At 35.5% G+C, this 22,941-nt stretch carries 16 protein-coding genes and 1 tRNA gene; 11 read left to right on the top strand and 6 right to left on the bottom strand.

The window, feature by feature from the left end; all coding sequences use genetic code 11:
* Positions 1-2 precede the first annotated feature (2 nt).
* Positions 3-76: transfer RNA gene (locus QMO11_RS20080), tRNA-Met, on the top strand.
* A 226-nt stretch (positions 77-302) separates the two neighbouring features.
* On the opposite strand, the gene QMO11_RS20075 is transcribed toward QMO11_RS20080, so the two are convergent.
* A complete protein-coding gene (locus QMO11_RS20075; protein WP_282039605.1) occupies positions 303-3,242 on the bottom strand; it encodes a glycoside hydrolase family 2 protein in 2,940 nt (979 codons plus the stop codon).
* Positions 3,243-3,396: 154 nt separating this feature from the next.
* Positions 3,397-5,520, bottom strand: coding sequence for a hypothetical protein (locus QMO11_RS20070; protein WP_282039603.1), 2,124 nt, complete (start codon positions 5,518-5,520; stop codon positions 3,397-3,399).
* Positions 5,521-6,023: 503 nt separating this feature from the next.
* Here QMO11_RS20070 and QMO11_RS20065 point away from each other — a divergent pair.
* Positions 6,024-8,759 carry a TonB-dependent receptor gene (locus tag QMO11_RS20065; RefSeq protein WP_282039602.1) on the top strand — a complete coding sequence of 912 codons (2,736 nt, stop codon included), beginning with the start codon at positions 6,024-6,026 and terminating at the stop codon, positions 8,757-8,759.
* 92 nt (positions 8,760-8,851) lie between these two features.
* The gene (locus QMO11_RS20060) at positions 8,852-10,048 is read left to right on the top strand and encodes a hypothetical protein (RefSeq protein ID WP_282039600.1); all 1,197 of its coding nucleotides are present in this window, start codon (positions 8,852-8,854) and stop codon (positions 10,046-10,048) included.
* A gap of 83 nt (positions 10,049-10,131) precedes the next feature.
* On the opposite strand, the gene QMO11_RS20055 is transcribed toward QMO11_RS20060, so the two are convergent.
* Entirely contained in the window at positions 10,132-11,262 is a 1,131-nt protein-coding gene (locus QMO11_RS20055) for an AI-2E family transporter (RefSeq protein WP_068471728.1), read from the bottom strand.
* Positions 11,263-11,531: 269 nt separating this feature from the next.
* Here QMO11_RS20055 and QMO11_RS20050 point away from each other — a divergent pair, with 269 nt between their 5' ends.
* On the top strand, positions 11,532-12,962 hold the full coding sequence (locus QMO11_RS20050; protein WP_282039597.1) for a hypothetical protein: 1,431 nt from the start codon (positions 11,532-11,534) through the stop codon (positions 12,960-12,962).
* A complete protein-coding gene (locus QMO11_RS20045; RefSeq protein WP_282039595.1) occupies positions 12,913-13,908 on the top strand; it encodes an endonuclease/exonuclease/phosphatase family protein in 996 nt (331 codons plus the stop codon). Before QMO11_RS20050 ends, QMO11_RS20045 begins: the two co-directional genes overlap by 50 nt.
* Here QMO11_RS20045 and QMO11_RS20040 read toward each other — a convergent pair.
* Positions 13,897-14,415 carry a TrmH family RNA methyltransferase gene (locus QMO11_RS20040; protein ID WP_282039594.1) on the bottom strand — a complete coding sequence of 173 codons (519 nt, stop codon included), beginning with the start codon at positions 14,413-14,415 and terminating at the stop codon, positions 13,897-13,899. The genes QMO11_RS20045 and QMO11_RS20040 overlap by 12 nt on opposite strands.
* 1 nt (position 14,416) lies before the next feature.
* The gene (locus QMO11_RS20035) at positions 14,417-15,841 is read right to left on the bottom strand and encodes a CCA tRNA nucleotidyltransferase (RefSeq protein WP_068471730.1); all 1,425 of its coding nucleotides are present in this window, start codon (positions 15,839-15,841) and stop codon (positions 14,417-14,419) included.
* A gap of 147 nt (positions 15,842-15,988) precedes the next feature.
* On the opposite strand from QMO11_RS20035, the gene trxA (QMO11_RS20030) reads away from it, so the two are divergent.
* The 5 genes from trxA (QMO11_RS20030) (at position 15,989) to QMO11_RS20010 (ending at position 21,250) form a co-directional block, all read left to right on the top strand.
* Complete coding sequence (trxA, locus tag QMO11_RS20030) at positions 15,989-16,348, top strand: thioredoxin (protein WP_068471731.1); 360 nt, start codon at positions 15,989-15,991, stop codon at positions 16,346-16,348.
* 15 nt (positions 16,349-16,363) lie between these two features.
* Positions 16,364-16,807 (top strand): thioredoxin, encoded by a 444-nt coding sequence (gene trxA / locus QMO11_RS20025; protein WP_282039592.1) that lies wholly within the window; start codon positions 16,364-16,366, stop codon positions 16,805-16,807.
* Between the two features lie 94 nt (positions 16,808-16,901).
* Positions 16,902-17,516, top strand: a complete 615-nt coding sequence (locus QMO11_RS20020; protein ID WP_282039590.1) for a thiamine phosphate synthase — start codon at positions 16,902-16,904, stop codon at positions 17,514-17,516.
* 385 nt (positions 17,517-17,901) lie between these two features.
* Positions 17,902-18,561 carry a thiamine phosphate synthase gene (locus QMO11_RS20015; protein ID WP_282039589.1) on the top strand — a complete coding sequence of 220 codons (660 nt, stop codon included), beginning with the start codon at positions 17,902-17,904 and terminating at the stop codon, positions 18,559-18,561.
* A 262-nt stretch (positions 18,562-18,823) separates the two neighbouring features.
* A complete protein-coding gene (locus QMO11_RS20010; protein WP_282039588.1) occupies positions 18,824-21,250 on the top strand; it encodes a TonB-dependent receptor in 2,427 nt (808 codons plus the stop codon).
* Positions 21,251-21,275: 25 nt separating this feature from the next.
* Here QMO11_RS20010 and xseB read toward each other — a convergent pair whose 3' ends face one another.
* Positions 21,276-21,482 (bottom strand): exodeoxyribonuclease VII small subunit, encoded by a 207-nt coding sequence (xseB, locus tag QMO11_RS20005; RefSeq protein WP_068471736.1) that lies wholly within the window; start codon positions 21,480-21,482, stop codon positions 21,276-21,278.
* A gap of 295 nt (positions 21,483-21,777) precedes the next feature.
* Between xseB and QMO11_RS20000 the strand changes: the two genes are divergently transcribed.
* Positions 21,778-22,914 (top strand): BamA/TamA family outer membrane protein, encoded by a 1,137-nt coding sequence (locus QMO11_RS20000; protein WP_282039586.1) that lies wholly within the window; start codon positions 21,778-21,780, stop codon positions 22,912-22,914.
* Positions 22,915-22,941 lie beyond the last annotated feature (27 nt).

Below are 22,941 nucleotides of genomic sequence, written 5' to 3'. Positions count from 1 at the left end.
ATGCCGAGGTAGCTCAGCTGGTTAGAGCGCATGATTCATAATCATGAGGTCGGCGGTTCAAGCCCGCCTCTCGGTACATAGAATACATCAATAATGGTAAGCCTTGCAGATACTCTGTGAGGCTTTTTTTTGTGCTTTAAAGTGGACTTTCGAATCTTTATTATATTACTGCTTGAATAGTTCTTGTGTGAGGGATTGAACTAGCATCCTTTGTGATATTAATCTTGTAGGTAGTGATTTATATTTGGAGCTAAAAAAACGAGACCATCTTATCTTGAGATAGTCTCGTTGTAAGCAATATGTTATTTATCTTTCCAACTACTTAAAGTAAATGCGTTTAACCAAATACCTTTGTTTGTTTCTGCATCTTTAAAAGTTATTGTAACCGGGTTAATACCATCGGATGTAAATATAGTGGTAGATTCTGCAACTCTGTCAAATTGCATATTTTTACCATTTGTTGGTTCTACAGTAGAGTAGAGTTCATCATTAACACTGATGCTTATTTTATTAGCATACGGCATTGATGTGATACGAGCTGATTTTAATTTGTCGACATTTGTATCCATTAAATCAGAGTTTGTTTTTGGCGCATGATGAATGGTATTTAGCTTATATGTGCCTTTCGGAATATTTGTAAAACTTAGTTCTAAACCTTTTTCATCTATAGCCATAACACCTTCGCCATATGTAAAACCATACTTGCCAATGACATTCATTTCTCCCAACCAGCGAATTACACCATTATTTGATGCTGTGCGTATGTTTGCTTTGATTCCACCAAATATATCCAAATCTTTTGAGGAAGGTTTATTGTCCTCACTGTTCCAAGGTGTCCATCCGAATTGAATTAATTGGTCGTTTGCACCTAAATCCACTTTGATGTTTTCAAAATCGTAAATTGGTTGTGCATTCGCAATTATCATATCGTTTTCTTTGGGGGTAGAAATAACTGTTGCTTTTGCAGTTTTTAAGCCCTTACTTTTTGCAGAGATTGTGATTTTCCCAGTATTAGTGTCAGCCTGTATTAAAACAGGAGCTTCACCGTTCTCAATGAACATTGGGTTAGCATTTATGTTTGCGTTATCGCCATAAATTTTTGCTGGCCCTGAAATGCTAAATTCTACCTCTCCAACAGAATCTCTAACAAGAGTTCCATTTTTGTCTAAGACTTGTGCATAAGCAACTAATATATCAGATCCATCAGCTTCGAACTTTCGGTTTAAAGTATCTAAAACTAAATTTAAGTGATGTGGTTTTAATGGAGTTTGTATAGTTTGAGTGACAAACTCATTCCCGTTTTTATAACCTATAGCCTTAAGTTTTCCTTTTTTATAATTATCTATCTTAAATAAATAAGGAGGATGATCTAAACCAATATAGCTTGTATCACTTGATGGTTTTTGCTTCATAAATGATTTTCCATTAAGAAATAATTCAATCTCATCGGCATTACTATAAATATTGAGCTCCTTTACATTTGGAGTCCAGCCCTCTTCGATGTGTAAATAAGGTTCTTCACACATCTCTGATGGATACCAAAGTAATCCTTTTTTAGGTTGGCGAAAGATTGTCATAGCGCCACTTCGGGTTCTATCTTTCATGCTTTTGTATTTGGGGTGAGTAGGGTGAAATGTATAATAGGCATGAGCCGTCCAGGAGATGATACCTGCCATTTTTGGATCGCGTTTATGTACGGCCACTGTTGCTGGTCCATGATGACCTTCCATTGCAAACATCGGTTCTGATCTGTCCCAGATGAATGGGCCATATAGCATATTTGCATTAATGTCAGTTAAACCAGAGGCTTGCCATCCGGTCCATCTTGCCCCTTGTGAGGCTGTTAGTCTTACTGGATCTTCTTGTTTAATAGCGCAATGAATTTGAGGTACATAACCACGATGATTAATACCAGCTCCCCATATTACAATTGATGGATGATTGCGATGATTACGCACCATCATGCGCGCAGATAGTTCTAAATTATCAAACCATTTTTCTGTAGCATTCATTGTAGTCCATGTTGGAGCTTCCTCATAAACTAAAATTCCTAACTCATCACATGCTTCCATAATAGCATTATCGTGAGGATAGTGCGCCGTTCTCATTACGTTAAATCCAAGTTGCTTGAATTGCAGCATATCTTTTTTATGGAGAGAATTTGGTAACGCATCGCCTAGATAGGCATAATGTTGATGGCGATTAAAGCCAACTAGCGTTATAGGTTTACCATTAAGTATGAATCCTAATTCATTATCTAAGCGAAAAGAGCGAATTCCTAGTCTATTTTCAAGGCAGTCAATGCTTTTTCCATCAATAAGCACCTCGGTATTTACACGGTATAAGTAAGGATTGTCAACATCCCAAAACTGTACATCATCCTCTATGCTACCAATCTGATTAAACTCAAATTCACGGCCAGCTTCAATGGTTTCTTCTGCTTTAAGTTTTAAAACTACTATTCCCTCGTTATTAATGATGCGTTGAATCACCTCGCATTTTCTAGAGGTAGAGTTTTCATTTTTCACTACGGTTTTAATATCGATAACCGCATTTTTATTCACTACATCAACAGTAGGAGTGGTTATATTTATACCTGCTTTTAATGCTTCCCAGTTAAAAGTAATATGTACTTTATCGGTTTCAACCAGATAAACATCGCGGTATAGTCCACTAAATTTAACGTAATCAAAAGGTCCTGGGTCTGGTGGAATGTTCTCGTTGCGACGGTTGTCAACCATTAGGGTAATTTGATTACTTGCCCCACGATTCACGAAATTGCTTATATCGAAGTGAAAAGGCGTATATCCAGTTACTGCAAACTCACCAACATGCTTGCCATTAACCCAAAGGTTGGTAACTTGATGCGCTCCTTCAAATTCGAGAAATACTTTTTTATCGGAATTGCTGCTAACTTTAATATCGCGGCGGTACCATCCTACCGTTCGGTGGAAGGTAGGTTGTTCTTTACTATCTTCACATAAATCGAGGGTTAAGGAGGTTGGTTTTAAAGTGTGAGGTACACTAACCATTTCCCAATTACTGTCGTTAGTACTTGTTTCATAAAACTTAGCTTCAGGATCGCCTAAATGAAATCGCCAGTTGGTATTAATGCATTCTTTCGAACGTTGAGAGTTTCGGTAACCATAAGGCAGTTTTTTGTTTTCTGCATTTATATTACCTATTAAAATAAAAGCTAGTAATAAGCTTATGAATAGGTATTTGCTTTTTAATAATATCATGGATAATTATTTATAGAGGCAAATTACTAGAATTATCTGATAACAAGGAGGTGATAATTGTTTGGCAAGGAGGGGGTTTTTATGCCTCAGTATTTTTAAATAAAAAACCACCACCTAAATTAATAGATGGTGGTAAAAAAAACTAAAACTACTCTTATTGTAGAATTATCTTATTGGTATAAAATGCCCTTACACCTTTTAATCGCACAATATATAGTCCCTTGGGAAAATTAATATTAGTTAAAGTAAGTTTGGTATCATCATTATTAATAGCTTGACTATAAACGATTGAGCCATTTAATGACAGAATATCTAATTGATTAAAAACCCCGTTTCTACTCATATTAATATTCAGCGTATTATGTGTGAGTACTGTTGGATATATAGTGACTTCTGATAGTTTATCTTCATCTACTTTAACATTTGATTGCTCATCTAATAAGTCGACTTGAAGAACTACAGAGCTAATTTGTCCACCATTATCTGAAAAGTTTATTGTTACAACATTTTCTCCCTCGGCAATTAAATCAATTGGCACCGGTATTTCAATCATTCCAAAGAATGTTTCACGAGCTTCTTGGTCATATCCTGCCCAATTATCAGGTACAGTTACATTGCTTCCGTTTAGCGTAACGCTTGGTTTTTTACTTTTATCATGCGTTCTACCAATTGACATTCTGATATAAGCATAACCCCCATTTAAGTTTGTTTCAACATTGTTAAACGTAAAAGATTTTTCTCCGTCAATTTGTACTATATGGTTTTCGCAATAGTATTTTGATGTTCTTATATGGTTATCTTGTTCTAGAGTATTGTTGAAATAATATTCCAAAATAACAGTTTCTCCAGGTAAAAGTATAACATTGGTTGGATTCTCACTTAGTGTTGTTTCTGAATATTCATGAGGTTTAATTGGATCACCTGCCTTTTCTATCCAGTATATTTTAAGTGATTTTTTCACAACTTGACTAAGGCCACCAGCGATGTTAAAACCATCGAAATTATCTAAGTAAATATTTTCTTCTTCATCGCCCAGGTTATTTAGGGCTAATTGAAAACGGTTGCCATCAACTAATGCGTGTGTTTGAATATCAGGATTCATTGTTTTTACCAATGCTCTTTTACCTTCAAAGTCTTTCCATAAATCGTAAAAGGTAATTTTGGGTGTGTACATCCATTCGGTTGCATTAGTGATTGGCTTACCCATATATTCGTCAGTAGGGCGAAGGGTAACTGCTCCATATGGTGTATATCCATTATTATTGTAATGCCATTCTGATTTATCCGTGTTAAATGGTACAGATATCAACAGGTCATTCTCTCTGTTTAAGAAATTAAATAATAGGTGGTTATTTGAACGAACCGATTGTACAGCTTTGCCATCATCCCATCCTGCTGGGTAAATACCACCTTCATCAGTTCCTTTAAAAATACCTCCATACTCAGATAATGCGTGTGGTTTAACAGTTCCCCATTTTATCCAGCTGTAAGTTTCAATCAAATCCAAAACAGCCTCGCTATTAGAACCGGAACGTTGAACAGGACTGCCTGTTACATTTGTACCATCATAAAGGTGTGTTGCAAAACCATCCATATTTTCACCTGCGATATCCATAAAGAGCTTTTGATTATCATCCCAGTGGCCAAAATCAGATTTTTCCATTTCTGGCCATGCCGATGAGTAACCAATTATTTTCATGTTTTTAAGTTCAGGTGTAGCATGTATTGCTTTACCAACTTCGCTGAACACCTCAGACATTTGTTCCTTAATGGTTGTTTGTGTTACACCACTTCCTTCAGGGATATACTCCCAAGCATGAACGAATGGTTCATTCATAGGCTCAAAATACTCAGCAACTGAGCCGTTAGAAACTTTATTCATATAGTATTGAGCTGCCCATCTACCAGCTTCTACAGCATCAATATCATAAACATAAGTGGTACTAGGGTGTTCTGTTTGAATATAATTTTTGACTACTTGTCTTTCTATTCCTGGATTTAGATGTGCCTCTTCAGGCGGAAATACACCCGGATCTGTTTTACTATCTGAGAAAGCTCCCCAAAAGCCACGTGTTTTCATCACATTGTAATCTTCATAGAACTGATCTAACTCTGTATCCGATTTTGTGGAGTGTAAATTAAAATATTTGGCTCTATCTATTTCAGAAACATCTCCTAAATGCCTTTGTATCTTGGGAGAGAAAGTTACTTTAGTTTGAGCACTAGCTCCATTAACAATTGCTAATAGTAGAGCTCCGCCAAGTAGAATTCTTTTCATATTTATAGAAATTTTAAGTGGTAAGAAATTCGTTAACTATATATTCTTTTTACAAAGCAACTTATTATCGCACTAAATGGAGAAACAGATAAACGTCTATAAAGGGGGTATTTTTCTACCTGCTAAGTGAAGACTATTTATAGGCTTAATTTTAATCAACAATGTTCTTAAAGTTTATCATGCCAAAAGTAACTTGAGTTGAGATGAGCTTTAAAAAGGTGTTAAATTTTAACACTCATTAAGGTTTTGGTTTTGCTGATGTGATTCTATAGTTAGTTTTATTCAGGGCTCTATTACGCAGTATCCGTAATTTATTAACATTATAAAGATCTCTTCTTTAGTGGAATTATGTATTAACATAATCTAATGTTAACTATATATCAACCTACTCTTGCTAAACTGTCAATTTACATATTCTAACATTTTTAGGAATAATTATGGCATCTATTCGTGTGAAGATTTAATAAAAATATCAGACAGAATATTACAAACTCAAATTGAAAATGAAAAACAAATTATTGTTATTAACGGTACTCTTGGGATGGAGTATTGTTATGTCGGCCCAAAACGGAATAATAAAAGGTATTATTACCGATAAACAAACGGGTGAAGAATTAGTAGGAGCGGCAGTTGTGATTGATGGCACTACAATTGGTACAATCACAAATTTTATGGGAGAGTATGAACTCCCTCCATTATCTGATGGTACTTATAATGTAAGAGCACAGTTTATTTCATACGATCCGATATTAATTAATAACGTAACTATTAGTAACGGAGAAGTAAAAACAGTTAACATTCAATTATCCGCAGCTACAATGGATATTGATGAAGTACAAGTTGTAGCTAAAGCCAACAGAGAATCTGAAAACATGCTTCTAATGGAGCAGAAAAATGCAGTTATTGCAGCTCAAGCAATTGGTGCACAGGAGTTATCTCGAAAAGGTGTTAGTGATGCCGAAGGTGCTGTAACAAAAATATCAGGGGTTTCGAAGCAAGATGGCGTAAAAAATGTTTTTGTACGTGGTTTAGGAGACAGAACAAACTCAACCACCTTAAATGGTTTTCCAATGCCATCTGAAGATCCTAGTTATAAGAATATTGCTTTGGATATGTTTCCTTCAGATATCATTCAAAGCGTTAGTGTAGATAAAGTTTTCTCTTCAACAACCACAGGGGATGTTGGTGGAGCTAACATTGATATTAAAACCAAAATATTACAAAGCGATCAGGAAGTTGCCATTAGTGTTTCTGGAGGTGCGAATGCTCAAGTTTTAGACGGTAATTTTATGAAAGCTGATGGAGTGAATAGTTTTGGCTTTGCCAATAATTATAGTGGCCCAACAGGAACACATCCAACAAGCTTCGATTTTCAGAATAACCTTGACCCATCGGCAGTTGATTATCGATTTAATCAAAGTTTAGGAATATCGGCTGGGAAAAAAGTAAAAATTAATGATAACGACCTATCAATGTTTATTGCTACCTCTTATAGTTCGTCTTTATCAAATCAAGAAGGCGCTCAAAGATCAATGATTAACGATGGTACAGTAGATAAAGATTTATCATTCGACAAGTATGATATTAATACTAACCATATGGTTATGGGTAATCTTGATTACCAGTGGTTGAATGGAAACAATATCGCATACAATATTCTATTAGTACATACCAATAGCCAGTATTTTGCTGAGTTTGAAGGTTACGATAATGATGCGCTTCAGTCAGGAGCTGCACGTGACTCCTTATTACTTCATCGTCAGCAAGTCAATGATAACCTATTAATGGTGAATCAACTTTATGGTAGTTTTAATTTGACTCATAACTTGAAACTTAATGCAGGACTTGCCTATAACTCAATTAATAGTAACGAACCAGATCGTAGAATTAACTTTTTATATCTCGATGATGGGCAATATCAGACCTATACCCGAAAAGGTATGAACCAAAGGTATTTTTCGGTTTTAAATAGTAGTGATTTAAACATGCGAATGATGTTTGATCTGGATTTAAACGAAAACTCTGATAAATTATCGCAGCTATCCTTCGGATACACAAATCGTCTCGTAGCCGATAGTTTTGATGCGGTACAATATGAGATGCGACTACAGAATGTTGAGACTATTGTATTTAACTCTAAAGAGGATGTGTCGTTTGATTATATATATAATGAACAACGATTTAATGAGGGTGAAATCTTTCTAGAGCGTATTAATTCCATCTACGATGTTAATAAATATGTTCATTCTGGACTTGTTAATGGAGTACATGAGTTTAACTCTAAACTTGTTGGTATGGCCGGAATTAGAGTTGATTACGTTGATATCTTTGTTGATTTCGCAGGTAGTGTTGCTGATGACGGGACTTTGCACGGACGTGAAACCAACGGTAGTCAAAACTTATTTATACTACCAAGTGCAAACTTAAAGTATAGTATTAACGATAAACATGCTTTACGATTTGGTGCCAGTAGAACATACACTATGCCTCAATCTAAAGAACTTGCTCCTTTCGAATATATCGGGATGACATTTAAAGAGCGTGGTAATCCAAACCTACAGCCTGCTACTAATAATAACCTTGATGCCAAGTGGGATTACTATTTGTCAGCGGGAGAGATTATCTCTATAGCAGGTTTTTATAAACACATCCAAGATCCGATAGCACGATACAGTTCAAATAATGCAGGAGGTTTTCTATTATATGATAACGTTGGAGATATGGCTACAGCAGCAGGTATCGAATTTGAAATGAAGAAGAACCTTTTGTATAACAACGAAAGCGAAATTGGTAAGTCCCATAAATTAACATGGGGTTTAAATGCATCGTATATATATACCAATGTAAAATTAAGGGTTGACCCAGGTTCTCAGCCAACAGACCCCAACTCACAGCTTGAAGGCGCTGCCCCTTATATAGTTAATACCGATTTATCATACACATATAAAAAGAATAATAGTTCAATTACGGCTACAGCTCTTTTTAACTACTTCAGTGATAGAGTATACTCCATCGGATACGATGGTATGCCAACTTTAATGGAAAAAGGTATTCCAACATTAGACTTTGCAGTAACAGGAAAAATAAATAAACATATTGGTGTTTCTGTTAAGTTGTTGAATGCCTTGAATCCAGAATTTGAATATTACAGAACTATTGAAAATACTGGGCAAAGAATAGAATTAGAGGAGTATAAAAAGGGAAGTTCACTTAGCATAGGCTTAACATATACTTTTTAGTAGCTTAACATAATATAGCGTTATTTGACCTTTATTTGCAGAAGAATATTTTAATAAACGATTATAATTTAAATCAAAAACAGTAACAGAAAATGAAAAAGTTTTATTTAGGACTAGCAGTTGTAGCAACTCTTTTTGCTGCATGTAATGATGATGACAACACAAATGGTGGTGGAGAGCCAACAGCAGAAAATGAGTTAATAGGAGAAATTAAAAATGACTCAATATTAGATGCGTCTGTTGAATACATCCTTAAAGGTACATTACGTATTAGTGATGGAGGTAAATTAACAATTCCTGCAGGTACTACAATAAAAGCTGAACCAAGTTTCTATAGCTATATTATGGTTGAGCAAGGAGGTAAAATATTTATTAATGGTACGGCAGCAGAACCTGTAACATTAACTTCTAATGCTGCAAACCCAAAAGCTGCTGATTGGGGTGGATTACACATCAATGGGTATGCTCCAATTTCTGGTGTTACTGAAGGAACAACAAATCGCGCAGAAGTAGATGCCAATGTAATATATGGTGGTACTGATGCTAACGATAATTCTGGTTCTATTACTTATATGAAGTTAATGTATACTGGAGCACGTTCATCTGCTGATGTTGAGCATAATGGTTTAACATTAAATGGTGTTGGTAATGGTACTACTATTGAAAACATTTACATTCCTTACGGTGCTGATGATGCTGTTGAGTGGTTTGGTGGAACTGTTGATATCAAAAACCTTTTAGTTGTAAATCAAGATGATGATATGTTTGATGTTACTGAAGGTTGGAGTGGTACATTAGAGAATGCTTACGGTATCTGGACAAAAGGTTTTCACTCTACAGAGGCTGATCCTCGTGGTATTGAAGCTGATGGAAACATGGATGGAAATGGTCCTGATCATGTAGGTCAATCTGACTTTGTTATGAAAAATGTTACAATTATTAATAACTCAGAAACAGAACGTTTCTCTAATACTCCTGATGGTGCAAAAGGTTTACGTGAATTAGTTAAAATTCGTCGTGGAGCTAAAGCAACTCTTGAAAACATCTTATTAAAGAACGGTGACTGTGATGTATTAATTGATTTTCAAGATGGACGTGGTGATGGTTTAGCTTCATCATCAATTACTTATACTGTTGAGGATGTTACTTTTGATGATGCTACTTATGGTGAAGATGGCGTAAGAATGCCTGTTGAAGGTGATGCAACTGTTACTGAAAGTGATTCAAATGCAGGTTGTCCTAATCCACAAGAGTTATTCGAATGGACTGGTTTTACTGAGTGGAACTAAATAATATTGTTTGATAACTTGTTTTAAACAAGTTATTAAATCTTCAGAGAGCAGCCATTTTCCCATGGCTGCTCTTTTTAGTTTTATTCAAAGTTTTTATCTGAGAATATATCCGCACCTTCTTCTTCATCAATATCTTTTTGCAGTACAAAACGGTTGTAGTACGAAAACAACAGTGTTGTAAGAGGCAATGCCACTAACATACCAAGAAGCCCAAGTAGGCTACCCCATATCGAAAGTGAGAGTAATATTATAGCTGGATGCATTCCGTAAACACGGCCCATTATTTTAGGAACAAGTATGGTTTCTTGTATAATTTGTACAATTGCCATAACAATTGCTGCTGCCAATAATATCTGCCAAAAACTCTGATTCGATTCCATGGCCTTTAGTAAAGCAAGAAGCATTACCGGAAAAAAACCAACTACTTGTAAATAAGGCACAATATTTAAGGCCCCAATAAAAAGACCTATCATAACAGCCAATGGTAAGCCAATAATTTTAAAACCTATTGCTAGCAGTATTCCTACAATTAAAGCAACTAAACCTTGGGCTCTAAAGTAAATATTCATTGCCGATGATAGATCATCAAACACATGCTGTACTGATTTTCTATAAGTAGGCGGTATAAGATTCACCCATCCTTTTGATATTTTAGAGAAGTCGATTAGTAGAAATACCAAATAAACCAATACAATTAATGCACTGATTACGCTAACCGCAAAGTTTATCGATCCTGAAAAAATATTCCAAGCTTGGCCAAATATCTTTTTTAGAGAGCCTGCTATATTTTGAGGGTTGAGAATATCAGAAAAATCCGTTTGGTTGATATAAACCGAAATCCAATCAATTACCTCCTGTGGTAATATCTTATCTACCCCACCTACCTGAAGATAGTTGCGTATTAAAAAAACCATACGGGTCATTTCATTAATAAACTGCGGTACCAGCAAAATAACCAATAAATAAATGGTGCCTAAAACTATTATTAATGAAGCAAGTACAGATAAACCACGTGACTTAAACCGGGCTTTCTTTTGCAGGAAATTCACAAGAGGGTTCATTAAATAAGCCAATAATACAGCAATTAAAAAGGGAATGAGTACACTACTTAATCGTTGTAATAAATAATAGATTATAAAGAAAACTGCAACAGACAGTACCATTCTAACTACCCTGTCGAATGTATATGGTTTATGTGAATTGTTACTCATGTTGTTATTCGAATTTAGATTTGCTTGGAAAGATAATTATTATGTAGTGACATAAAAAATAAATACTAAGATTGTACGTTAGCTCTAATGTAGTAAATACTAGATAAATGTTATAAGTTGTAAAAAAATGTTATTTTTGTGAAATTAATTTATAGGCAACTTACTAGCTTTTATTTTATTGATAAATAGTTGAACTAAAACATAAATTAGATAGATGAAATATTATGTGAAATTATACTTTTGCATTAATATTCAAAACTAAGCAGATTATGACTCGAATAATTAAGTATCTATTCATATTAACAGTCTTTGTAGCCGGTTTCTCTTGTGAAAGGGAGTATTCGTACAATACAGGAGCTAAGGCTTTTGAGTTTTCGGTGGATACATTAATGTTTGATACCGTTTTTTCTGAGATTGGCTCAGCAACCCTTAATTTTAAGATTTATAACCCACACCCTGAAGATTTTATTATCGATAAGATAGAATTAGCGGGAGGTGATGTAAGTGAGTTTAGACTAAATATTAATGGTTTTGCCGATAATAAAGTTGAGAATTTACGAATAAATGCAAACGACAGTCTTTATGTTTTTGTGGATGTAACTATTAAACCTGATGAAACTAATAACCCTTTTGTAGTTAACGATTCTATTATTGTTGTTTCAGGAGCATTGAATCAGCAAGTGCAACTATTAGCATATGGTCAGAATGTAGAGGTGTTAAAGAAGCATCATATAACAGAGTCAACCACTTTTACCAATGAGAAACCTTATTTGATTTTTGATTATGCGGTGGTTGATGAGAATGTAAATCTTACCATAGAATCAGGAACAAGTATTCACCTCCATAATGATGCTAGTTTAATTGTATTTGGTTCCATGCAAGTTGATGGTACTTTTGAAGAGCCTGTATTATTTCAAGGACACCGATTAGAAGAATTTTATAAAGAGACCCCGGGCCAATGGAATAAAATCCATTTTATGCCGGGAAGTAAAGATAACTCAATCAATTTTGCTGAAGTTAAGAATAGCATAATGGGAATAGTTGTTGACTCAGTAGGTTTAGGCAACGATCAGCCATTTGCAATTGATAATACTTTAATTGATCATGCCAGTAAATATGGTTTAATTGCTCAAAACTCAAATATTACGGCTTCTAACTTGGTAATTGGTCATTGTGGAATTCATTCTTTGGCCTTAACATTTGGTGGGACTTATAACTTCTACCACAGTACTATTGCCAATTACTTTTCTCTTCGAAATTTCTTTAGAAACACACCTGCGCTTCTACTAAATAACTATTTCATTGACGATGATGAAACAGAAATCATAAACCCATTGTTGGAGGCCAATTTTTATAATTCCATTATATACGGAAACAATACAAACGAAATTGGTTTAGATTTTAAAGAGTATGGTGGTGACAATGCTAGTGCCTACAATTATTATTTTGAAAGTAGTGCCATTAAATCAGGAAGTACCGACATATCCAATGAGGAACATTTTAAGGATGTGATTGCCAATACAAATCCTAATTTTATTGCAGAAAAAGAATTTAATTATCAGTTAGATACATTGTCGATATGTAAGGATGCTGCCAATGTTGAAATTTCTGAAAATTACCCAACAGATATACTTAATACAAGCCGCCTAAATGACCAAGGACCTGATATGGGAGCTTACGAAAGAATTGAGGAGAATTAGATGCATTTTCATATTCGTAGCTCTTTTTATATGCAGTAACAGTTTATTACTGCACTCGCAGCAACGAAATATATTATTTTACAACGTCGAAAATCTTTTCGATGTTAAGAATGATTCTTTAAAGCAAGATGATGAGTTTTTACCCAATGGGGTTCGTCATTGGAGCTTTTCAAAATACCAGCAGAAACTTTTTAATATAGCCCAAGTAATCTTTGAATCGGATGGTTTTAATTTGCCAATGCTTGTTGGTATGTGTGAGGTGGAGAATAAAGCCGTATTAAACGACTTGATATTTAAAACGGGTCTATCAAATGTAAATTACTTTCCTATACATATTGAATCGCCTGATTTACGAGGGATTGATGTTGCTTTATTGTATAAAAAGGATCTGTTTACCATTGATTCTGTTGAAGCCATTCCTGTTGTTTTTGAAGCGCCTGCCCGTCCAACAAGAGATATATTACATGTTTTTGGTGTAACTAATGATTCCATAGGTTTGCATATTTATATAAACCATTGGCCTAGCAGATATGGCGGTGTAATGCAAACACATCAAAAAAGAATTAAGGCGGCAAATGTTTTGGCTCAGTCAATTCAGCAAGTTTATAAAAAGGATGCGGATGCTAAGTTTGTAGTTATGGGCGACTTTAATGATAATCCGGATGACGAAAGTTTAAAGGACTTGGTGCAAAAAGCAGAACTAGTAAATTTAAGTTCAAGTAAAAACGGCAGCATAAAACATAAGCATGCATGGTATTTATTCGATCAGTTTTTGGTGTCCGAAAATCTACAATCGAAAAGTAGCTTTAGGATAATTGATTTCCCCTATTTACTTGAGAAGGATGAAACAAATTCGGGCTTTAAACCCAAGCGAACTTACTTGGGTTATAAGTATCATGGTGGCTATAGCGATCACCTACCCATCATGCTTAGTTTAGATTTCTAATACATTTTGTGAGCTCCAAGCATAAAGGCTTGCGCAACATGCCTGTGTAACGTTCATCGATTTTATAACTCCAGGCATGGGAATATGATAAAATGACTCGCACATATTAAGAAGCGTTTCAGACATGCCATGAACTTCGTTACCCAAAACCAGCGCCATTTTATTAGGCAAGGCAGAAGAGTGCATATTCTGAGAGCCTTTAGTGGTTTCTATTCCAACAACAGTGTAATCGTCAGGAAGGTGGGTTTTAATTTCGTGTGCGCTACAAAACAGCCAGTTTACCTGACCATATGCTGCTCCGGCTATTTTCTTTATTTTACTGAGGCGTACTTCACTATCCTCTTTAACTAAAAGAACCTTAGCGCAGGCAAAATTTGCGGCTAAGCGAATGATATGCCCCATGTTTTCTGGGGTTCTGAATTGGTCTGCAATAATTATAGGATAGGCGCTACCTTCCTTTAATTTGTAGTCTATTTCAGAAAATAATTCCCCAGATTTAGTATTCATCCTAGTTTTTCTTCAAAGTTAAGCCTAGTTCCTGACCTTTTACTTTCATCAATTCATAGGCTTGTTCAAAATTGTTTTCGATGTCACCATCTAAAATAGCATCCTTAATGGCTGTTTTTATATCGCCAATCTCTCTACACGGAGTTATATCAAAAGCTTCCATGATGTCCTCACCACTAACCGGAGGCTGAAAGTTTCTTACTTTATCCTTTTCCTCTATTTCCTTTAGCTTGCGACGCACCACTTTAAAGTTTCGCATGTAGCGCTTCACTTTTTCTTCGTTTTTAGAGGTAATATCTGCTTCGCAAAGTGTCATTAATGATTCTATATCATCGCCCGCATCAAACAATAATCGTCGAACCGCCGAGTCGCTTACAATATCTTCTGATAAAACAATAGGGCGCATATGTAGGAAAACCATTTTTTGCACAAACTTCATTTTATCATTCATCGGGAATTTCATCCTTTTGAATATTTGCGGCACCATTTTTTGTCCGATGTGATTGTGGGCATGAAATGTCCAACCTAATTTTTTATCAAAGCGCTTGGTCGCAGGTTTAGCGATATCGTGAAATATAGCCGACCATCGCAACCAAACATCATCCGTGTTGGGTACAATTCTATCAAGCACTTCAAGCGTATGGTAAAAATTATCCTTATGTCTTTTGCCATTCACTTCATCAACGCCTTTCATGGCCGCAAATTCAGGCAAAATTTTCACAAGTAGACCCGTTATATCAAGAAGCTTAAAGCCCATTGAAGGCTTATCGGCCATAATCATCTTGTTCAACTCATCAACAATACGCTCTTTCGAGATAATATCAATGCGTTCAACATTATTTTTAATTCCTGCAAAAGTATTCTCTTCAATTTTAAAGCCGAAGCGCGTTGCAAATCTAATGGCACGCAACATTCTTAAGGGATCATCAGAGAATGTTATTTCCGGATCAAGAGGCGTTCTAATAATACCATTTTCTAAATCCTCCATTCCATTAAATGGATCAACAAGTTCGCCGTAATTATCTTTGTTTAAGCTCAGCGCCAGGGCATTGATTGTGAAATCTCGTCTGTTCTGATCATCCTCAAGTGTACCATCTTCAACAATAGGGTTTCTTGATTCGCGTTGATAAGATTCCTTACGCGCACCAACAAATTCAACCTCAACATCTCGGTATTTAAACATCGCAGTTCCATAATTTCGGAATACCGAAACTTTTACACCACCTAGTTTTTTGGCCACTTTTTCAGCCATTTCAATACCACTGCCTAGCACAACAATATCAATATCTTTGGATGGTTTATCAAGGTATATGTCACGCACATAGCCCCCTATAACATAGGTTTCTATTTTCTCGAATTGAGCAACACTTGCAATGGCTTTAAAAACAGTGCCATCTATATATTTTTTTACATTAATATCTGCCATAATGTGAAATTAGGATGACAAAATTACAACTTTATTATGGCTTTGAGCATAAAAATGTAGTAATTTGACTTTGGTACAGTTATTGATATCTAGATATTGAGATTATTAGATATTTAATTTGTAACATTATTATTAAAAAATATAATTATGGTAGAGCATTTAACTAAGGAAACATTTAAAACTAAAGTTTTTGACTTTGAGGCAAGTAAAGAGTGGAATTTTTCGGGAGACAAGCCAGCCATTATCGACTTTTACGCAGATTGGTGTGGGCCTTGTAAAGCAGTGGCGCCTGTTTTAGATGAATTGGCTACCGAATTTTCAGGTAAAGTGGATATTTATAAAGTAGATACTGAAGCACAAAAAGAGTTAGCGGGTATGTTTGGCATACAAAGCATCCCATCAATATTATTTGTACCAAGTGAAGGGCAGCCACAAATGGCACAAGGTGCATTGCCAAAAGAAAGCTTTATAAAAGCGATTAACGACGTGTTAAAGGTTTCATTATAATTGAAAATTAGTATTATGAAGAAGGTACTATTTATATTTTCTGCTATTCTATTTTCTGCCACTGTTATGTTTGCAGCTAATGGAGAAGGAGAGAAGGAAGGTGTTATTTACTTGAATAAAGAATCTTTTAAAACCGAAGTATTCAATTACGAAACCCAAAAGGAGTGGAGTTACAGTGGTGATGTACCAGCTATACTTGATTTTTATGCAGACTGGTGCGGACCCTGTAAAATGTTAGCACCCATTTTGGATGAGTTGCAAAAAGAATACAAGGGTAAGATTCAGGTTTTTAAGGTAGATACTCAGAAAGAGAAAGAGTTAGCAGCTGTTTTCGGAATTAAAAGTTTACCAACCATTGTGTTTATTCCTACAAATGGAGAACCACAGGCTGCCATGGGTTTTAGAGATAAAGCAGGTATGGAAAAAATGATTTCAGAGATTCTTAAAGTTGAAAAGTAGCATTAGAGCTCACAACTTCAATATATAAACGAAGGATAATCCTATTAAAGGCTTATCCTTTTTTTGTATTATTGATGCAGAAAACTAACAATGCATGAAGCTAATTGTAATCACAAATCCAGATGAAACTGAAAATGAGGCAGCTCTTATTAGCGCTATTATTGAGAGCAAACTAGCTGATATTCATTTCCGAAAGCCTTCGTTTTCTGAAGAAGAGGCCGAAGCTTACCTTCTACAATTTCCCTTGGGTATTAGAGAAAACATTGTAACCCACACCCATCCTCAATTAACAGAGAAGTTGCAATTAAAAGGCGTTCACTTTACAGGAAATACCAAGCATACCATTGCGTATTATGATGCCATTGATTGTTCAAAAAGTATATCTACGCACAGTTACGATGAAATTACGGAATGCCATACATCTTTAAATTACTATTTCCTTAGTCCCATATTCCAAAGTATCTCAAAGCAAGGATACGGCGGAAATGCTTTTGATAAATTAGAATTGGCAGCTTTTCTGAGTAATCACAAAGAGAAATCAATTATTGCCTTAGGTGGTATTGACATGCAGCATATTGCAGCATGCAAAAGTCTGGGTTTTGCCGGTGTGGCAGTCCTTGGCTCAGTATGGCAGCTTTATCAGAAAACTAAAAGTATAAACGAGGTATTAGCTTATTTGAAAACGCTACGTTCGGTTTGGGAACAATAATACAGCACTGATAAATTGGCGTGAAGAAATTTTACGCCCCTATTTTTTATTGAGGTCGTGAAATTATTTCACGGTCACTCTTTTTTTTGAGCTCGTGAAATTTCTTTAAAGCTTGCCCAAGCCTTTGGTGAAGCTTTAAAGAAATTTCATTGCTCCAAAAAATGCTTTTTCTTCCAATGAGGAAATTTCATTGCGTGTTTTACGCTTTGGTGGAGCTTTAAAGAAATTTCATTGCTTCAAAAAATGCTTTTTCTTCCAATGAGAAAATTTCATTGCACGTTTTATGCTTTGGCCGAGCTTTAAAGAAACTTCAGAATAAATAGATTCGTATAAATCTCCCAAAAGCTAAATCATTGAGTATATTTGCGGCAAATTCTTATTTATTATGAATAAACCAATAAGCAAACTTCAGTTTATTACTTTACAGGATGGAACTAAAACACCCGAACAGCAAACCGTCGAATATTGTGCAGGTGGCGGTAGTTGGGTTCAGTTGCGATTAAAAGATCTTTCGGAAGAAGAAATTACGGCTGAGGCGGTTAAATGTTTAAAGGTTTGTATTAATTCCGAAGCTACTTTTATTGTGAACGATCATGTGCATATTGCTGAAAAGATTGATGCGGATGGTGTGCATTTGGGTAAGAATGATATTAGTGTTTCTGAGGCTAGGGCTATACTAGGACCTGTTAAAATTATTGGTGCCACAGCAAATACTTTCGAAGATGTAAAACGCTTGAGCGAAGAGGGTGCTGATTACATTGGCCTAGGTCCGTATAAATTTACTACCACCAAAAAGAACCTCAGCGCAACACTAGGATCTGAAGGATATCAATCGATAATTGAGCAGTGTAAAGCGGCAAATATTACCACTCCTATTATTGCCATTGGCGGAATCACTCCAGATGATCTGCCTGAAGTTTTTGCGACTGGTATACATGGTGTTGCACTTTCATCTTACATTGCCGAGCATAACAATATTGGTTTAGAAACGCTAGAGTTACTGAAGCAAATTGGTAAGCTACATTCATTGAATTTTAGAAAATAATAAACTCCCCTTATTTAGAATTATTCTTAGTAATATTTGCTAATAAGATATTAAGGTCTTATTTTCGCACCCGATTTCTATAATGGGGTGCCACATTATTGGCTGAGAGTATACCCTTTGAACCTGGGCAGGTAATGCTGCCAAGGAAAAGTATATGCCTAGCAGGCATTCTCCATTACAGTATCTCAATTACTTATTTTTAATATTCAATGTATCTAACTAAATTGAAGGGTACATCACTTACATTTAAATCCATCTAAGAATGAAAAATTTAATTCTTTTAATGCTATTCTGCATTATTAGTGCGTATTCATTTAGTCAAAACACCCTATCCGGAATAATTACGAATACTAAGGGCGAGCCTTTGGCAGGCGCCAATATTGTTTTAGAGAATACAAAATTTGGTATGAGTACCAAGTCCGATGGTTCTTATGTTTTTAAAAATGTGAAGAACGGAAACTATAAAGTTTCAGTTTCGTTTATCGGCTATGCAGCCTATTCTAACGAATTTAGTATCACTGGCGACCTTAACTTACCCATAGTGTTGGATGCTAAAAATCAGATTACTGATGAGGTAATTGTATCGGCAATACGCGCGGGAGATAAATCGCCAGTTGCCAAAACCAATATTACCAAAGATGTTTTAAAGTCGCGCAACGCTGCAGACGATATACCTATTATGCTTAGTTTAACACCTTCAGTTGTATCTACTACTGAATCAGGTATAGGTATTGGTAATACCAATATGCGCATTAGGGGTACCGATGCAACGCGTATAAATATTACGGTAAATGGTATTCCGCTTAATGATCCTGAAAGTCAGGGTGTATATTGGGTAAATATGCCCGATTTCTCTTCTTCGGTAGAAGAAGTTCAGATACAACGCGGAGTAGGTACTTCTACAAACGGGGCAGCCGCATTTGGTGCCACCGTTAACTTTAATACCACCAGTTATCATGCAGAGCCATTGGCAGAAATAAGCACCACAATGGGTTCGTTTAATACCTATAAATACGGTATTAATGCCAGTACTGGCTTAATTAAGGATAAATATTCGTTTGATGTTAGATATACCGATTTACAATCGGATGGTTATATCCGTCATGCCTTTTCTGATCACAAATCCTTATATATGAGCGGAACCATGAAATTGAATAATGGTCTTGTAAAAGCCAATATTATACATGGTGATCAGCGCACAGGTATTAGCTGGTGGGGGATAGATCAGGAAACCCTTGAAAATGATAGAAGGTATAACCCGGCTGGCGTTTATACGGATGAAAATGGCGAGGAGCAATACTACGAAGATCAAACTGACAACTATATTCAAACACATTACCAATTGTTTTATAGTGCCAATTTAAACGATAAGCTACACCTTAATACTGCGGCATTTTATACACGAGGCGATGGATATTATGAGCAATATAAAGAGGATGAAGCTTATGCGGATTACGGATTGCCCAACGTGACATTACCTGATGGAAGCGAGATGAGTAGTACTGATTTAATCAGACAAAAATGGTTGGCGAATGATTTTTATGGTTTCACAGCTTCGCTACTTTATAATACATCGCGTGCAAACTTCACTTTAGGTGGAGGATGGAACCGCTTTGATGGTGATCATTTTGGCGAGGTTATTTGGCAACGTTATGCAGGTGCTTCTGAAAAAGGAGATCAGTGGTATTTTAACAATAGCATTAAAACCGATGGAAATATTTTTGCCAAGGTAGATTATAGCTTAACGGATCAATTAAATATTTATGCAGATATGCAATATCGTGGTATTAATTATACCATGAAGGGAAGCGATGATGATTTGTCCTCCTTAAACCAAGCGCATAATTACAATTTCTTTAACCCTAAGGCAGGTATTTTTTACACCTTTAATAAGCAAAATCAAGCCTATGCTTCATACGCTGTAGCCAACAGAGAACCCTCTCGCGCTAACTTTAAGGATGCGAATGGCGATTTAAACGCTACGCCGCAGTCAGAACGATTAAATGATTTAGAAATTGGATACCAATACAAGTCGCCCAAGTTTGCTAGTAATGTGAATTTCTATTACATGCAATATAAAGATCAGCTTGTGCCTACAGGCGAAAAAAGTGATGTGGGTTACGATATAATGACCAATGTTGATGACAGTTACCGAACTGGTTTAGAGATTGAAGTAGGCGTTAAAATACTTCCGTATTTACGATGGGATGGGAATACTACTTTGAGTATGAATAAGATTAAGGAGTTTACCGAAACGGCTACCTTAGTTGTAGAGGATGATTGGTCGGTTGTAAAAGATACCTTAATACAGCATAAAAACAGTACCATTGCTTATTCGCCATCAGTAACAGCAAATAGTATTTTTACCATTGAACCTATAAAAGGAAACTCAATAAAAATTATTAGTCAATATGTGGGCGAACAATATTTTGATAATACCGAAAGCGAAATAAATAAGCTTGATGATTATTTAATTTGGAATGCTGTAGTGACACAACAATTTAAACCATCGTGGATGGATTTGATTGAAGTTCAGTTAACTGTAAATAATATATTCAATCATTTATATTCAAGTAATGCTTATAGTTGGGGACAAAATTATTACCAGAATGGTGAAATGGGCTCGTGGAACTATTATTATCCACAAGCAGGTACCCATTTTTATGCACGCGTAAGATTAATGTTTTAATATACTGTGAATGAAGGTGAGTAAACTACTCATCTTCATTCATTAATTTCAATACGTTTTCAACATCCTTCTCTGTCTTTTTTAATTTATCATTACAAATTTTTAATAAAACAGATACACGTTTTACCTTTTCACCAAGGATATCTACATCTAAATCACCACTTTCTAGTTCTTCTAATATTCCTTCAATTTCAGCAGTTGCATCTGCATAGCTTATTTTTTCTTTTGCCATTTTATTTGTTTTTATGGGGGCTAAATTAGTAATTGCGTCAATTAATAAATGCTAAGTATAAAAAATAGTTTAGTCTTGGCTACTTTTTTTTGTCTTGTATTATACTTTTTTCCTATTCTTAAAGTTGTATATCATGGTAAGCCATTTTATTGGTATTTTTTAATGTAAAATGTTATACCTTCGCTATACAAGTAAAATCAATACGCACTTGTAATATCTGTTCATCTCAATGAAACAACAGTTTTTTTATCATAAAATAAAAAAAGCAGGGTTTTCTATATTTATTTTTCTGTTGATGTTTTTTTGTCAAGTTAATGGGCAAAAGAAATTGAAGGTTGCACAATCGAACTCTCCGGAGGTGCACGATACAATGTCAGTGGATAAACGAAAACGAAACTTTATGCTTACGCCTTATGCAGCGCCTTCGTATTCGCCTGAGTTGGGCGTTTTGTTTACGGCCGGAGGGTTAATGTCGTTTAAAATACAACCCAACAATCAGTTTTTAGAGCGATCAAGTATTCCGTTCTCGGTGGGCTATAGTACCAATGGCTCAGCAACCATAACTGTTTTGCCTTATATATACGGACGAGACAATAAATATAAGATTCAAACACAGTTTTATTATAAGAACATGCCCGATAACTATTGGGGTGTAGGATATGATAATGCTATCCGCACAAGCTCTCCAGATTCTACAACTTCATACCATCGAGAGTGGTGGTCATTAGCAGGGCAAATGGTTTTTAAGGTGAAAAGTGGATTTAATTTAGGATTTGTATATGATATCAATGCTACTACAGCATCAAGCCTTAACTCAACCATGGAGCAAGATCCATCTGTTTTAAAGTTTGGTACGCATGTTCGCAACTTAGGTTTGGGAATTGCCATTGAATTAGATTATAGAGATAATGCGCAAAATCCATATTCAGGCTATCTTCTTAACATGGGCTTACTTAATTATAATGGCATGATCGCCTCTAATCCGAATAACTTTAATAAAGTAACATTAGATGCACGTAAGTATTTTCCGGTTGGGGATAGGAAAACGGTAGCCCTGCAGTTTAGTACGGAGCATACTGGCGGTGATGTGCCTTGGAGTGAGATGCCACAAGTTGGTACTCCTACCGATTTACGTGGCTACCAATGGGGACGATTTAGAGACAAAACTGCCACTTTCGGTATTGCCGAATATCGTCATATGATTACACGTAAACGGATAAACAAGAAGGGTTCTTACGATAGTAGATTTGGTTTTGCCACATGGGTAGGAGTAGGTTGTGTATCGGATAATTATGCCACTATGTATAATTGGATACCCAATGGAGGTATAGGCTTGCGGGTTGAGATTCAACCACGAATGAACTTACGTATTGATTACGGAATAGGAAAAGATAGTAATGCCTTTTACATCATTTTTAGTGAGGCTTTTTGATAACTATTAATATCAAATAATCTGTAT

It is taken from the genome of Saccharicrinis aurantiacus, from assembly GCF_947489045.1.
GTDB lineage: Bacteria > Bacteroidota > Bacteroidia > Bacteroidales > Marinilabiliaceae > Saccharicrinis > Saccharicrinis aurantiacus.
The sequence above is the reverse complement of the archived record's forward strand: the minus strand, read 5'-3'. Positions and strand labels throughout refer to the sequence as shown.

Excerpts from the sequence above, each read along its gene's own strand:
- QMO11_RS20040 (WP_282039594.1), bottom strand. The coding sequence starts at position 14,415 with ATGAATACTAAATCTGGGGAATTATTTTCTGAAATAGACTACAAATTA.
- QMO11_RS20075 (WP_282039605.1), bottom strand. The coding sequence starts at position 3,242 with ATGATATTATTAAAAAGCAAATACCTATTCATAAGCTTATTACTAGCT.
- trxA (WP_282039592.1), top strand. The coding sequence starts at position 16,364 with ATGAAGAAGGTACTATTTATATTTTCTGCTATTCTATTTTCTGCCACT.
- QMO11_RS20015 (WP_282039589.1), top strand. The coding sequence starts at position 17,902 with ATGAATAAACCAATAAGCAAACTTCAGTTTATTACTTTACAGGATGGA.
- QMO11_RS20020 (WP_282039590.1), top strand. The coding sequence starts at position 16,902 with ATGAAGCTAATTGTAATCACAAATCCAGATGAAACTGAAAATGAGGCA.
- trxA (WP_068471731.1), top strand. The coding sequence starts at position 15,989 with ATGGTAGAGCATTTAACTAAGGAAACATTTAAAACTAAAGTTTTTGAC.
- QMO11_RS20000 (WP_282039586.1), top strand. The coding sequence starts at position 21,778 with ATGTTTTTTTGTCAAGTTAATGGGCAAAAGAAATTGAAGGTTGCACAA.
- QMO11_RS20045 (WP_282039595.1), top strand. The coding sequence starts at position 12,913 with ATGACCAAGGACCTGATATGGGAGCTTACGAAAGAATTGAGGAGAATT.
- QMO11_RS20065 (WP_282039602.1), top strand. The coding sequence starts at position 6,024 with ATGAAAAACAAATTATTGTTATTAACGGTACTCTTGGGATGGAGTATT.
- QMO11_RS20035 (WP_068471730.1), bottom strand. The coding sequence starts at position 15,841 with ATGGCAGATATTAATGTAAAAAAATATATAGATGGCACTGTTTTTAAA.
- QMO11_RS20060 (WP_282039600.1), top strand. The coding sequence starts at position 8,852 with ATGAAAAAGTTTTATTTAGGACTAGCAGTTGTAGCAACTCTTTTTGCT.
- QMO11_RS20050 (WP_282039597.1), top strand. The coding sequence starts at position 11,532 with ATGACTCGAATAATTAAGTATCTATTCATATTAACAGTCTTTGTAGCC.
- QMO11_RS20010 (WP_282039588.1), top strand. The coding sequence starts at position 18,824 with ATGAAAAATTTAATTCTTTTAATGCTATTCTGCATTATTAGTGCGTAT.
- QMO11_RS20055 (WP_068471728.1), bottom strand. The coding sequence starts at position 11,262 with ATGAGTAACAATTCACATAAACCATATACATTCGACAGGGTAGTTAGA.
- xseB (WP_068471736.1), bottom strand. The coding sequence starts at position 21,482 with ATGGCAAAAGAAAAAATAAGCTATGCAGATGCAACTGCTGAAATTGAA.
- QMO11_RS20070 (WP_282039603.1), bottom strand. The coding sequence starts at position 5,520 with ATGAAAAGAATTCTACTTGGCGGAGCTCTACTATTAGCAATTGTTAAT.